Genomic DNA, 14,381 nt, shown 5'->3' with positions numbered 1-14,381 from the left:
GCGCCGGCGGGGCAGCAGAAGCGCGGGCCGTGCCGGAGGTCTGCCATCCAACGACCGTGACCGCCGCGCTGCTGGCGGGACTGCTCGCCGGGTACGGCATCGCCATCCCGGTCGGCGCCGTCGGGGCCTACCTGGTCGCGCTCACCGCCCGCACCTCGCTACGGGTCGGCGCCTGCGCCGCGCTCGGCGTCGCGGTCGCCGACGGGTTGTACGCGCTGGTGGCCGTGCTGGGCGGTTCCGCGCTCGCCGGGCTGATCGCACCGGCCGCCGTCCCGCTGCGCTGGGCCGCCGCGGCGGTACTGGTCACGCTGGCCGCCCTGACCGCGGCCAGGGCGATCCGGCAGCACCGCACACCCGCCGACGGTGGTATCCCGGCCGACCGCGTGTCGGCGCCGCGGGCCTTCGCCGCGCTGCTCGGCATCACGCTGCTCAACCCGGCCACGGTGGTCTACTTCGCGGCACTGGTGATCGGCGATCACGCCACGGTCGCCCGCAGCGGTGCGACGGCCGCGGTGTTCGTCGCCGCCGCCTTCGCCGCTTCCGCGAGCTGGCAGCTCCTGCTGGCCGGTGGCGGCGCGCTGCTCGGCCGGGCCGTCACCGGTCCGCGCGGCCGCCTCGCCACGGCGCTCGCGTCGAGCGTCCTCATCACGGTCCTGGCCGCCCACCTGCTCGTGAGTGCGTGACAGCTCGGGTGCGCACTCAGGCGGAGCGCAGGCTCGCCGGGCGGAGGTCGGTCCAGTCCTCCTCGACGTAGCCGAGACAGGCTTCGCGCGTGTCCTCGCCGAACACGATCCGCCAGCCCGCGGGCACGTCGACGAACGAGGGCCACAGCGAGTGCTGCTCCTCGTCGTTGACGAGCACGTAGTAACGGCCGTCCGGATCCTCGAAAGGGTTGGTCATGCCTGCCTCCTCGTGACTTCGTCCAGTTCCGCCCGCAACTGCCCGGCGAGCCGCTCCACAGTGGACCGGTCGAGCACCCCGGTCGCGTAGCTCAGGTAACAGTGCACGTCGCCGCCACCGCGCGGTTCGTAGAAACTCAGCGTCAGGTCCGCCTTCGCCACCCCGGTCGGCACCGCCACCAGGGAGCCGTGCCCACCTTCGAGATCGGCGAGCCGCGCCTGCTCGTGGTGCACCATGAACACCCGGGGCCGGCGGCCGACCGCACGCACCACCTCGTCGAACGGCACGTCCTGCCGGTCCAGCGCCGCCAGGTTCGTCGCCCGCACCCGGCTCAGCAGCTCGGCGAACGACGGGTCGCCGGAGACGTCGGTGCGCAGCACGACGGTGTTGACGAAGCAGCCGACCAGGCCGGCCAGCGCCTCCTCGGTACGCCCGGCCACCGCGGTGCCGATCGGCAGGTCGGTCCCGGCCCCGTTCGCCCCCAGCACCCGCGCCAGCGCCGCCTGCAGCACCATGAACAGGCTCGCGCCACCGCGGCGGGCCACCTCGTCCAGCGCGGCGTGCAGATCCGCGCCGAGGACGAAGGCGACCACGTCACCCGCATTCCCCTCGCGCGGCCGTTCGCCGGGCAGCGGGATCTCCGGCAGCTCCCGCAACACCTCCAGCCAGTAGCCGAGCTGCCGCTGCCGCGCCTCGCCCGCCAGCTCCGCGGACCAGCGTGTGTAGTCGGCGTAGCTCACCGGCAACGGTGCCCATTCCGGCGCCGCACCACGGCGCCGGGCCGCGTAGGCCGCGGTGAGGTCCCGCAGCAGCGGCACCACCGACCACTCGTCCACGCCCAGGTAGTGCAGGCCGAGCAGCAGCGCCTGTTCCCGCCGCCCCACCAGCAGCCGTGCCCGCAGCGGCGGCTCCCGCGTCAGGTCCGGCAGCTGGCCGGCCCGCTCCACGAGGGCACCGTCGAGGTCCCCGGTGGACTCCACGGTGAGCGACGGCGGCTCGCCGAGCTCCTGCCACAGCTCACCGTCGCGCTCGGCGAACCGGGTGCGCAGCGGCTCGTGCCGCCCGGCGACGTCCCGCAGCGCGGCCGCCAGCGCGTCGGTGTCGAACCCGGTCTCCGAACGCAGCGCGAGCGCGTGGTCGAACCCGGGACGTTCCCGGTGCAGCGACCACTGCCAGCGCTGCGCGGGCGCCAGCGGAACCCGCTCGGGCCGGTCCCGGTGCTCCAGCGGCGGCCGGTGCGCCGACGCCCCGGCGAGCTTCGCCGCGATCCCGGCAACCGTCGGCGCGTCGAACACGTCCCGGATCGTCAGATCGACCCCGAGCTCCGTCCTGATCCGGCCGAGCAGCCGCATGGACGACATCGAGTGCCCGCCCAGCTCGAAGAAGTTGTCGTGCACGCCCACGTCGTCGAGTTCGAGGAGCTCGCCGAACAGCCGGGCCAGCGTGCGCTGCTCCGGAGTGACCGGCCGCGCCTCGCCGGTCAGCTCGCTCCAGTCCGGGGCGGGCAGCGCGCGCCGGTCGAGCTTGCCGTTCGGGGTGAGCGGCAGCGGCCCGTCGAGCGGCACGACCAGCGCCGGAACCATGTAGTCGGGCAGCAGCGACCGGACGTGCTCCCGCCACTCGACGGGTCCGTCCGCGACGACGTAGCCGACGAGCCGGGTGACGTCACCCCTGCGGTCGGCCACCACCGCCGCCTGCCGCACGTCGGGATGCGCCGTGAGCGCAGCCTGCACCTCGCCGAGCTCGATCCGGAAGCCGCGGACCTTCACCTGGTCGTCCACCCGGCCGAGGAAGTCCAGGGTGCCCGGGTCGGCCCGCCGCCACCTGGCCCGGTCGCCGGTCCGGTAGATCCGGGCGCCGGGTGGCCCGAACGGGTCGGCCACGAACCGTTCGGCCGTCAGCCCCGGCCTGCCGAGGTAGCCCCTGGCGAGCCCGCGCCCACCGACGTAGAGCTCCCCCGCCACGCCCGGCGGCACCGGCCGCAGGCGCTCGTCCAGCACGTAGCAAACGGTGTTCGGGTCCGGCCGCCCGATCGGCACGGGACCCGGCCTGCCCGATTCGGCCGCCCACAGCGTCGAGTTCACCGTGGCCTCGGTCAGCCCGTACGCGGCGAGCAGGTTCAGCCTGCCCGCCCAGCGCTCGATCAGGTCCGGTGGCACGGTCTCGGTGCCGACGAGGATCGTCGAGCCGCGCGGCAGCTCACATCCGGCGGGCAGCGCGGACACCAGCGACGGCGGCAGGATCATGTGCGTCACGGCCTGCTCATCGAGGAAGTCGGTGAGCGCCGCGCCCGGCACCCTGGCCTCGTCCGGGGTCAGCACCAGCCGCCCGCCGTGACACAGCGCCATCGACAGCTCGAAGACGAACACGTCGAACCCGACCGAGGCGAACTGGAGCACGCGCGAGTCCGGTCGCAGGCCCATCCGGTCGACGGCGGTGGCGACGAGGCTCGCGATGCCCTCGTGCGGCAGCACGGCGCCCTTGGGCCTGCCGGTGGAGCCGGACGTGTAGATCACGTACGCGGCCTGGTGCAGCGACGTGACCGCGATGCCCACATCGGAGTCGTCCACGCCGTCGTCCGGCAGCAGCACGACCGGGGCACCGTCCGGCACCCTTTCCCGTACCGCCTCGGTGGTGACCACCAGCCGCGCACCCGAGTCGGCGATCATGTACGCGAGCCGGTCGCCCGGGTGACCGAGGTCCAGCGGCAGGAACGCGGCGCCGAGCTTGAGCACCGCGAGCACCGTGGCGATGGTGTCGGCCGAGCGCGGCACGGCGACGCCCACGACGTCCTCCGGCCCGGCACCGTGCCCGGCGAGCAGCCGCGCGATGCGGTTCGCGCGGGCATCGAGCTCCGTGTAGGTCACCGACCGGGCTCCGTCCACGACGGCGACCGCGTCCGGCCGCTCGGCGACGCACCGCAGGAACAGCTCCGGCAGCGACGCCCCCGGCGCGGCCCGCCCGGTAGCGTTGAAGTCGGCGAGCACGAGCCGCCGCTCGTCCCCGGTGAGCACGTCGATGCCGGTCACCGGGTCGTCCGGCCGGGCGGCGGCGGCATCCACCAGCACGGCCAGCCGGTCGCCGAGCCGCTCGGCCGTCTCCGGGTCGAACAGTTCGGTGCTGTACTCGATGCGGCAGCTCACCCGCCCGGAGTCCGTCCACTCGGTGAAGCTGAACACCAGGTCGAACTTCGCCGTGCTCGCCCGGTGCGGCACGAACTCCGCGCGCAGTCCCGGCAGTTCCAGCGTCTCGCCGGAGCGGCTGTGGTAGCCGACCATCACCTGGAACAGCGGGTTGCGGGCGAGCGAGCGTGCCGGGTTCAGGCGCTCGACCACGGCCTCGAACGGCACGTCCGCGTTGGAGAACGCCGCGAGATCGGTCTCCCGCACGCGCCGCACCAGCTCCGTGAAGCCGGGCGCCCCGGAAAGGTCGGTGCGCAGCACCAGCGTGTTGACGAAGAACCCGACCAGCTCGTCGAGCGACTCGTCGGTGCGGCCCGCGATGGGTGCGCCGAGCGGGATGTCGTCCCCCGCGCCCAGCCGGTGCAGCAGTGCCGCCACGGCGGCGTGCAGCACCATGAACATGCTGGCGCCGGTGTCCTGTGCCAGCGCGCGCAGCCGTTCGCAGGTGACGGGATCGAGGTCGAACCCGGTCTCCGCGCCCCGGAAGCTCGGACTGCCCGGCCGCACCCGGTCGGCAGGCAGCTCGATCTCCTCCGGAACACCGTCCAGTGTGGACTCCCAGTGGGCGAGCTGTTCCTCACCGACCGCGTCGAGCAGGCGCTGCTGCCAGAGCGCGTAGTCGGCGTACTGCACCGGCAGCGGCGCCCACTCCGGCGCCGTGCCGCGCAGTCGCGCCGCGTAGGCCGTCGAGAGGTCGCGCAGGAACGGGCGGTCGGACCACTCGTCGGTCGTGATGTGGTGCAGCAACAGCACCACCACATGCTCGTCGTCGGCGAGCCGGAGCACCGTGCAGCGCAGCGGCAGCTCGGAACCGAGGTCGAACGGCCGCGAGACGGCCTCCCGCACGAGATCGTCGACCTCGGACCCGGTCGCCGCACGCAACTCGACCACCGGTTCGGCGCCGGGGACCACCCGCTGGTACGGCACGCCGTCGCGCTGGGTGAAGACCGTGCGCAGCGCCTCGTGCCGGTCGAGCACGTCCCCGAGCGCGGCCCGCCACGCGCCGATGTCGAGCCTGCCGCGCAGCCGTACCACGAGCGGGAAGTTGTAGGCGGCCGCGCTCGACTCCATGTTCTGGATCACCCACAGCCGTTGCTGTGCGGGCGAGAGCGGCAGTTCGGCAGGCCGTTCGGCGGGGACGAGCGCGGGGCGCGCGGGACGGCCCGCGCGGGTGGCCAGCTCGGCGACGGTCGGCGCCTCGAACAGGTCCCGGATCGCCAGCTCGGCGTGCAGCGCGGTGCGGGCCTTGCTGACCAGGCGGGTGGCCAGCAGCGAGTGCCCGCCGAGATCGAAGAAGCTGTCGTCGATGCCGACCCCGCGCACGCCGAGCAGCTCGGCGAAGAGCCCGCACAGCACCTCCTCCGTGTGGTCGCGCGGCGGCCTGCTCTCTCCCGAGCCCTCGATGTCCGGCGCGGGCAGGGCCCGCACGTCCAGCTTGCCGTTCATGGTCAGCGGCAGCCGGTCCACGGTCACCACCGCCGACGGCACCATGTAACCGGGCAGCCGGGCCTTGAGGTGTGCGCGCCAGTCGAACTCGCGCTCGGCGACCACGTAGCCGACGAGCCGCCTGACGGCCGTCGACGAGTCGGCGACCACCGCGGCATGGGTGACGTCCGGATGCGCGGCGAGCGCGGCCTCGACCTCACCCAGCTCGACCCGGTAACCGCGGATCTTCACCTGGTCGTCGGTCCGGCCGAGGAAGTCGATGATCCCGTCCGGCCTGCGCCGTACGAGGTCGCCCGTGCGGTACATCCGCTCACCCGCCGCCGGGTCGCCCCACGGGCACGCCACGAACCGCTCCGCCGTCAGGCCGGGCCTGCCGTGGTATCCCCGCGCGAGGCCGATCCCGGCGATGTAGAGCTCCCCGGGACTGCCGGGAGGCACGGGCCGCAGATGCGCGTCCAGCACGTAGGCTCTGGTGTTCCAGATCGGCCGTCCCACGGCGGGAGTCGAGCTGTCCATAGTGGACGCGCCGAGGGTGTTGATCGTGTACTCGGTCGGCCCGTAGAGGTTGTAGCCGTAGGTCCCCTCCGTGTCGGCGAGCCGGTTCCACACCGCGTCGGACACCGCCTCGCCGCCGAGCAGCACCAGCGGCGGCACGTGGCCGGAGAGCAGCCCCTGCTCGATCAGCAGCTGCGCGTACGTCGGCGTCACGTTGACCACGTCGATGCGGTGCTCGTCGCAGTAGGCGACCAGTGCCTCCGCGTCGCGGCGCAGCTCCTCGTCGCAGACGTGCACCTCGTGACCCTCGACGAGCCACAGCAGCTCCTCCCACGACATGTCGAAGGCGAACGACACGGTGTGCGCGATCCGCAGCCTGCGTCCTCCGGCGGCGTCGATGGCCGGGCCGAAGATCGCCTCGCGGTGGTTGAGCTGCATGTTCGTCAGCCCGCGGTACGGGGTCAGCACGCCCTTCGGCCTGCCGGTGGAACCGGAGGTGTAGATGACGTAGGCCGGGTGCTCAAGCCGGTTCGGCGTGCCTGGCGCGAACGCGGGCCGCTCGCCGTCGGCGATCGCGGCCGCCGGGTAGCCTGCCAGCTCCGCCGCGACCTCCGGGCGGGCAAGCAGCTCGGCCGAGAGCACGCACAGCGGGGCGCTGTCGTCGATCATGGCCTGCCTGCGCTCCGGCGGATGGTCGAGGTCCAGCGGCAGGTACGCGGCACCGGCGCGGAGCACGGCGAAGAGAGCCACCACCATGTCGATCGAGCGCGGCAGCTCCAGCGCCACGACGCGCTCCGGTGCCGCGCCACGGGCGAGCAGGAACCGCGCCAGCCGGTTGATCCGCCCGTCCAGCTCCGCGTAGGTCAGCGAGCGCTCGCCGAACACGAGCGCCACCGCGTCCGGCGTGCGGGCCGCCTGCGCGGCGAGCAGTTCGGCCACCGTCTCGTCGCCGACCGGCCGCTCGGGACCCGCGCACCGCACGGCCAGGTCCCGCCGCTCGGCCCCGGTGAGCAGGTCGAGCTTGCCCACCGGCCGCGACAGGTCGGCGGCGAGGCGCTCCAGCACGGCCGTGAACCGGTCGAGCACCGCCGTGGCCGCCCGCTCGTCGAACAGATCGGGCCGTGCGGCGAGGGTGACCCGCAGCCGCGCCTCCGGCGTCACGATCAGCGTCAGCGGGAAGTGCGTGCCATCCACATTGGACATCTCGGTGATGCCGTGGCGGTCGCGCAGCTCGGCCGCCCGCTCGTCGCCGTCGGCCGTGCGGAGCACGAAAAGCGTGTCGAACAGCTGCCGGTGCCCGGCCTCGCGCTGGAGCACGCCGAGGCCGACGTACTCGTACGGCATCAGCGCCGCCCGCTCGGCCTGGATCCGCCGCAGCAGGTCGAGCACGGGTTCCCGTGGATCGAGCGTGATGCGCGTCGGGATGGTGTTGAGGAACATCCCGATCACGCTGGCCACGTTCGGCACCTGCACCGGCCTGCCCGCCACGGCCGCGCCGAACACGACGTCGTCGCGTCCGACCATGCTCGACAGCACCAGCCCCCAGGCCGCGTTGAGCAGCGTGTTCAGCGTCAGGCCGTGGGCCCGCGCCGCCTCCCGCAGCCGGTCGCTGCTCCCCGGGGACAGCACGGCGTCGTAGTCGGCCGGGATCACCGGCTCCCCGGTCCGGTCCGCGGACGCGACGAGGGTCGGCTCGGCCAGCCCGGACAGCGCCGCCCGCCACGCGCCGGTCGCGGCCTCGGTGTCCTGCGCCGCCAACCAGGCCAGATAGTCGAGGTACGAGCCGGGCTCCGGCAGCCCGCTGTCGTCCCCGCCGCGCTCGTATAGCGTGAACAGCTGCTCCAGGAACAGCCACGCCGACCAGCCGTCCCACAGCACCAGGTGGTGCGTGAGCACCAGCCGGTCCCGGCCGTCCGGCAGCCGGATCAGCAGCACGCGGCACAGCGGTGGCCTGGCCAGGTCGAAGCGCTGCCTGCGGTCGGCGGCGAGCAGCCGCTCGACGCGCTCGCCCTGCTCGTCGCCCGACATCCCGGAGAGGTCCACCTCGGTCAGCGGCACCTCCGGACCGGCCGCGATGAACTGCACCGGCCGGGGCAGGCCATCGCTGGTGAACCCCGCACGCAGGCTGGGATTGCGGGCCAGCAGCGCCGCGCACGCCGCGCGCAGCCGCTGCGCGTCGAGCGCGTGATCGAAGTCCAGCGTCTCCTGGGACACGTAGACGTCGAGCGCGGACTCGTCGTAGGTCGAGTGGAAGTAGAGACCCTCCTGTAGGGGGGAGAGCGGCCAGACGTCCTCGACGTCCCCCGGCGCCAGCTCCTGGACACGCCGCAGCTCGTCGGCGGAGAGCTCGACCCTGGCGAGGTCGGCGGACACGGCGGCCGGGCCGGTCCCCGCGGCCGCCGCCAGCGCGGCGGGTGTGCGCCGTTCGAAGACGTCCCGTGGGCTGAGGTCGAGTCCGCGTTCACGGGCCTGGGTGGCGACGGCGATCGAGGTGATGCTGTCGCCGCCGAGCACGAAGAAGTCGTCGTCCACGCCCACCTCGGGCAGGTCCAGGACGGCGGCGACGAGCTCGCACAGCAGCCGCTCGCGTTCGTCGCGCGCCGCCCGCGACGGCGTGCGCCGCACCGTGGGCGCGGGCAGCGCGCGCTCGTCGAGCTTGCCGCTCGGGGTCAGCGGCAGGTCGTCGAGCAGCACGAAGGCACCGGGCACCATGCCGGCAGGCAGCACGTCGGCGAGCCCTTCGCGCAGCGACTCCTCCGCCGGGGCGGTGCCGGAGGGCACGACGTAGGCCACCAGCGCGCCGTCGCGGACGGTCACCGCCGCCCGCGCCACCCCCGGCTGCCGCGCGAGCGCGGCCTCGATCTCGCCAAGCTCCACCCGGTTGCCGCGCAGCTTCACCTGCCGATCGGTGCGGCCGAGGTACTCGAGCGCGGAGTCCTCCCTGCGCCGCCGCACGAGGTCACCGGTGCGGTACATCCGGCCCTGGCCGAACGGATCGGCCACGAACCGGGACGCCGTCAGCCCCGGCCTGCCGTGGTAGCCGCGCGCGAGCTGCGGCCCGGCCAGATACAGCTCGCCGGGCACCCCGTCCGGCACCGGCCGCAGGAACCGGTCGAGCACGTACAGCCGCGCGTTCCACACCGGCCACCCGATCGGCACCGACACCGCGTCGCCGTCCGCGCAGGGGAACCAGGTGACGTCCACCGCCGCCTCGGTCGGGCCGTAGAGGTTGTGCAGCGGCACCCCGGTCAGCGTGGTCCAGCGCGCCGCGGCCTCGGCGGGCAGCGCCTCCCCGCTGGAGAACACGCGGCGCAGGCTCGCCGCCCACTCGCCGTCGCGGACAGCCTGGAGGAACGCGGCCAGCATCGACGGCACGAAGTGCATCGTGGTGATGCCCTCGGCACGCACCAGCTCCGCCAGGTAGGCCGGGTCGCGGTGACCGTCCGGCCGGGCGAGCACCACCGCGGCTCCTTCGAGCAGCGGCCAGAAGAACTCCCACACCGACACGTCGAAGCTCGACGGGGTCTTCTGCAGCACGCGGTCGTCGGCGGCGAGCTCGTACCGCCCCTGCATCCAGGCGAGCCGGTTGCCGATCGCGCGGTGGGTGACCAGCACGCCCTTGGGCCGCCCGGTGGAGCCGGAGGTGTAGATGAGGTACGCGGGCTCCGCCGGCGTGGCCTCCCGCACGGGGACGTCCGGCACGTCGGCGTTCTCCCCGGTGTCCTCCCCGATGTCCTCCCCGACCCGGACGTGCTCCAGCTCGCCGGGAAGCTCCGCACCGGTGGTCACGGCCAGGCGCGCGCCCGAGTCGGCGAGCATGAACTCGATGCGCTCGGCCGGGTAGTCGAGGTCGACCGGCAGGTAGGCCGCGCCCGACTTGAGCACGCCCAGCAGCGCGACCATCAGCTCCGCCGAGCGCGGTACCGCGACCGCGACGACCCGTTCCGGCCCGGCGCCGCGAGCCCGGAGTCTGCGGGCCAGGTTCTCTGCGCGCCGGTCGAGCTCCCGGTAGGACAGCCGGGTCCGCTCGAACACCACGGCCGTCGCCTCGGGGGTGCGGGCCACCTGCTCGGCGAAGGCAGAGACGAGCGTCCGCTCCGGCACCGGCCGCTCGGTCGCGTTCAGCTCGCGGAGGCGGTCGTGTTCGGCACGCAGCAGCAGGTCCAGCCTGGACAGCGGGCGGTCGGGCTCGGCGACAGCCGTTTCGAGCAGCCGCACGAACCGTTCGGCCAGCTCGCGGACGGCTTCCTCGCCGAAGCGGTGCTTGAACCGCAACCGGAGCCGCTCGCCGGGGTGCGCGACGAGCGCGAGCGGGTAGTGCACGGCGTCGCGCACGTCGATCCCGGTGAGCACGCCGGTGTCCTCGGGCACCGGCTGGTTCTCGACCACCACCAGCGTGTCGAACAGTTCGCCGGTGCCGCGCTGGATGTCGGCCAGGCCGAGGTGCTGGTGTTCCAGCAGCGCGGTCTGCTCCCGCTGCCACGTGGCCAGCGCCGTGCCGAGCGTGTCGTCCGGCCGCAGGCGCAGCCGCGCGGGCACGGTGTTGATGAACAGCCCGACCGCCGACTCGATGCCCTCGACGTCGATGCCGCGGCCGGAAACGGTGCTGCCGAACACCACGTCGGTCCGGCCGGTGAGCCCGCTCAGCAGCAGGCCCCACGCGCCGTGCAGGATCGTGCTCAGCGTCAGCCCGCGGGACCTGCCCAGGGCGGACAACCCGGCGGTGAGCCGTTCGGAGAGCCGGATGTCGACGTCCCCCGGCTCGCGGGAGGCCCCTTCGAACAGCGCCGTGGGCTCCACATCGGACAGTGCCTCGCTCCAGGCGGCACGTGCGGCGGCGCGGTCCCGGCCCGCCAGCCAGGCGAGGTAGCCGCGCGGGTCCGGTGCCGGCGGCAGCTCCGCGCCCGCGTACCCGGCCAGCAGGTCACGCAGGACGAGCGCCACCGACCAGCCGTCGGCGACGATGTGGTGCAGGGTCAGCACCAGCTCACGGCCCCGGACCAGCGTCGCGCGCAGCAACGGCGGGCGCGCGAGGTCGAAGCCCGCGGCACGGTCCTCCTCCAGCGCCTCGCCGACATCGGCCGCCTCCCGCCACGGCAGCTCGGCGTGCTCGGCGATGCGTTGCACGACGCGGCCGTCCGGCAGCTGCCGAAAACCGGCCCGCAGCAGCGGATGCCGCCGCAGCACGCCCTCCAGCGCGCGGCGCAGCGCCGCCGGGTCGACGCCCTCGGCGAGCTCGATGACCTCCTGCACGAGGTAGGAGTCCGTGTCGTCGAAGGCGGAGTGGAAGAAGAACCCTTCCTGCAGCGGCGACACCGGCAGCGCGTCCTCGTCCAGCTCGGCGTGCCGGGCGGTGTCCGGGACCCCGGCTGCCCTGGCCAGCTCCGCGACGGTGCGCAGCCGGAACACCTCGCCGGGGGTGAGCGCGAGCCCGGCCTCGCGGGCCCGGCCGACGAGCTGGATCGCGACGATGCTGTCGCCGCCGAGTTCGAAGAAGCTGTCGTGCACGCCGACGCCGGGCAGGTCGAGCACGTCGGCGAACAGGGCGGCGAGCGTGCGCTCGCTCGGCGTCGCCGGTTCCGCGTCGCCGGCCAGCGCCGTCCAGTCCGGGTCGGGCAGCGCCCGCTTGTCGACCTTGCCGCTCGGCGAGAGCGGCATCGGCCCGTCCAGAACGACGAACACCGACGGCACCAGGTACTCCGGCAGCGTCGCGGCCACGAAAGGGCGCAGCGCACCCGGCTCGGCGGTGCCGGTCACGTAGGCGACGAGCCTGCGCACGCCGCGGTGATCCTCGCGCGCCACGACCGCGGCCTGCGCGACCTCCGGATGGGCCATCAGCGTGCCCTCGACCTCGCCCGGCTCGACCCGGTGGCCGCGGATCTTGACCTGGTCGTCCAGCCGCCCGAGGAACTCCAGGTTCCCGTCGGCTCCCCACCTGACCCGGTCCCCGGTGCGATACATCCTGGCACCGGGCGGGCCGAACCGGTCGGCCACGAACCGCTCGGCCGTCAGCGCGTGCCTGCCGAGATAGCCGCGGGCGAGGCCACGCCCGCCGACGTAGAGCTCACCCACCTCGCCGATGCCGACCGGGCGCAGCGCCGAGTCCAGCGCGTACACCCGCGTGTTCGGGTCCGGCCTGCCGATCGGCACCGGCCGCGCCGACTGCCAGTCCTGCTCGGCGGGCCACAGCGTCGAGTTGACGGTCGCCTCGGTGAGGCCATAGGCGGCGACGACCCGCATCCGCTTCGCCCACCTGGCGACCAGCTCGGGCGGGACTGTCTCCGTGCCGACGACCAGGACGCCGTCCTCGGGCAGCTCGCACTCGGGCGGCAGCGCGGCAACGAGCGAGGGCGGCAGGATCATGTGCGTGACGCCGTGCTCGGCCAGGTAGCCGGTCAGCTCGGGGCCGGGCACGCGGCGCTCGGTGGGCACGATGACGCTGCGGCCGCCGACGCACAGCGACATCGTCAGGTCCCACACGGCGACGTCGAACCCGGCGGAGGCGAACTGCGCGACCCGGCTGGTGGTGTCCACGCCGAGCCGGTCGATCGCCGTCCGCACGAGGCTGCCGATGCCCTCGTGGGAGACCACGACACCTTTCGGGCGGCCGGTGGAGCCGGAGGTGTAGATGACGTAGGCCGCCTGGTGCGGATCGATCTCCACACCGAGGTTCGTGCCTTCGAACGCGCGCAGCTCCTCGTGGTCCACTTCGGACACGGTGTACGCGGCGCCCGCGTCCGCGGTCAGCAGGTCCAGCCTCTCGGGTGGCTGGTCGGGATCGAGCGGCAGGTAGGCCGCACCCGCCTTCAGCACGGCCAGCAGCGCGACCACCAGATCGGTGGACCGGGGCAGCGCGACGGCCACCACGTCCTCCCGCCCGACGCCCCGCGCCCGCAGCAGCCGGGCGAGCCGGTTGGCCGCGGCGTTGAGCTCGGCGTAGGTGAGCAGCGCGTCCTCGCAGACCACGGCCACCGCGTCCGGGGCGCGCTCCACCTGCCGCTCGAACGCCGCGGGCCAGCTCAGCTCCTCGACCGGCCGCTCATCGGTGCCGAACTCGGTGAGCAGCCGCTCGCGCTGCGCCGCGGTCACCAGTTCGATCGCGCCGATCGGCCGGTCGGGGTGGTCGAGGAAGGCGTCGAGCACACCGCGGAACCGGCGCTCGTGTTCGGTGAGCGCCGCCTCGTCGCACGCGGCGTCGAACTCGAACAGCAGGCCGTGGCCCGCCCAGCGTTCGTAACAGGTGATCGACAGGTCGGTCACCGGGCCGAGGGAGAGGTCGCGGAAGTCGACCGCGTGACCGCCGAAGCGCAGGTGCCTGCCGAAGTTGATGACGTTGACACCGGGCCCGCCGAGCTGTGCCAGCCCTTCGGAGTGCCCCAGCTCGCGGGCGAGGTCCTCACCGCGGTACCCGCCGTGCTCGACCAGTTCGCCGGTCGCCTCGTCGGCGACCGCGACGAGCTCGGCGGGGGTGCTGTCCGGGCGCACGGTCATCCGCAGCGGCAAGACGTTGGAAACCATGCCCGGTACCGCACGCGTCGCGGCGTCGGCCCGTGCGGTGACCGGCACGTTGAGCACGATGTCGCGAGCACCCGTGGCACGGTGGGTGTAGGCGGCCACCGCGGCGAGCACGACCCGGGAGAGCCGGGTGCCGCAGCGGGTGGCGAGGTCGCGCACCGACTCGGTTCGGTCGGGCCCGAACTCGTGGCTGCGGCGCCGGACGGATTCCTCGACGGTGCGCCGTGGCTCGACCAGCCGGGCGGGCTCGGGCCGGTCGGCGAAGCGGGTGTGCCAGTAGTCGCGGTCCCTCGCGTACCGCCCGGACTCCCGGTAGGCGTCGTCGGCCGCGGTGAGCTGTGCGAGCGGGCCGAGCGGGGGACCGTCCTCACCCGCGTACAGCCGGCCCGCGCGCTGGGTCACCAGCAGGCAGCCGTAGGCGTCCATGACGAGGTGGTGGTAGCGCTGGTACCACCACACGCGTCCGCCGCCGAGCAGCAGCAGTGCCTGCGTGAACAGCGGGCCGCGGGCCAGGTCGGCGGGGGTGCCCAGAACGGCCCGCATCCACTCGGTGGCGGCCGCCTCCGGGTCGGCCTCGGCGGAGAGGTCGAGCACCGCCGGAGCGGGGTCGGCGGGCGCCGGGACCTGGCGCGGCCGCTGCCCGATGCCGGTGAACCGCACGTGCACGCTCTCGGCCTCAGCCACCGCCTGCCGGATCGCGGCGATCAGCCGACCGAGGTCGGGACCGCCGCTGATCTCCAGGTACCAGGCGATGTTGTAGACCGGATCGTCCGGGGCGATCTGCTGGGCAAGCCAGATCCCGGACTGTGCACGGGTGAGCGGGGCATCCGACATCGGGAAGCG

Annotated in this window: 3 protein-coding genes; 1 reads left to right on the top strand and 2 read right to left on the bottom strand. The window is 74.0% G+C overall.

The genetic code is table 11. The features are described from left to right. Positions 1–56: 56 nt before the first annotated feature. Positions 57–683, top strand: coding sequence for a LysE family transporter (locus JAP66_RS08055; RefSeq protein ID WP_199430964.1), 627 nt, complete (start codon positions 57–59; stop codon positions 681–683). A 16-nt stretch (positions 684–699) separates the two neighbouring features. Here the strand turns inward: JAP66_RS08055 and JAP66_RS08050 are convergent, their stop codons facing one another. Then, positions 700–900 carry an MbtH family protein gene (locus JAP66_RS08050; RefSeq protein ID WP_199430963.1) on the bottom strand — a complete coding sequence of 67 codons (201 nt, stop codon included), beginning with the start codon at positions 898–900 and terminating at the stop codon, positions 700–702. Beyond that, the gene (locus tag JAP66_RS08045) at positions 897–14,372 is read right to left on the bottom strand and encodes a non-ribosomal peptide synthetase (RefSeq protein WP_199430962.1); all 13,476 of its coding nucleotides are present in this window, start codon (positions 14,370–14,372) and stop codon (positions 897–899) included. The genes JAP66_RS08050 and JAP66_RS08045 overlap by 4 nt, the downstream gene beginning before the upstream one ends. Positions 14,373–14,381: the final 9 nt, after the last annotated feature.

Source organism: Qaidamihabitans albus, assembly GCF_016464705.1.
GTDB lineage: Bacteria > Actinomycetota > Actinomycetes > Mycobacteriales > Pseudonocardiaceae > Qaidamihabitans > Qaidamihabitans albus.
The sequence above is the reverse complement of the archived record's forward strand: the minus strand, read 5'-3'. Positions and strand labels throughout refer to the sequence as shown.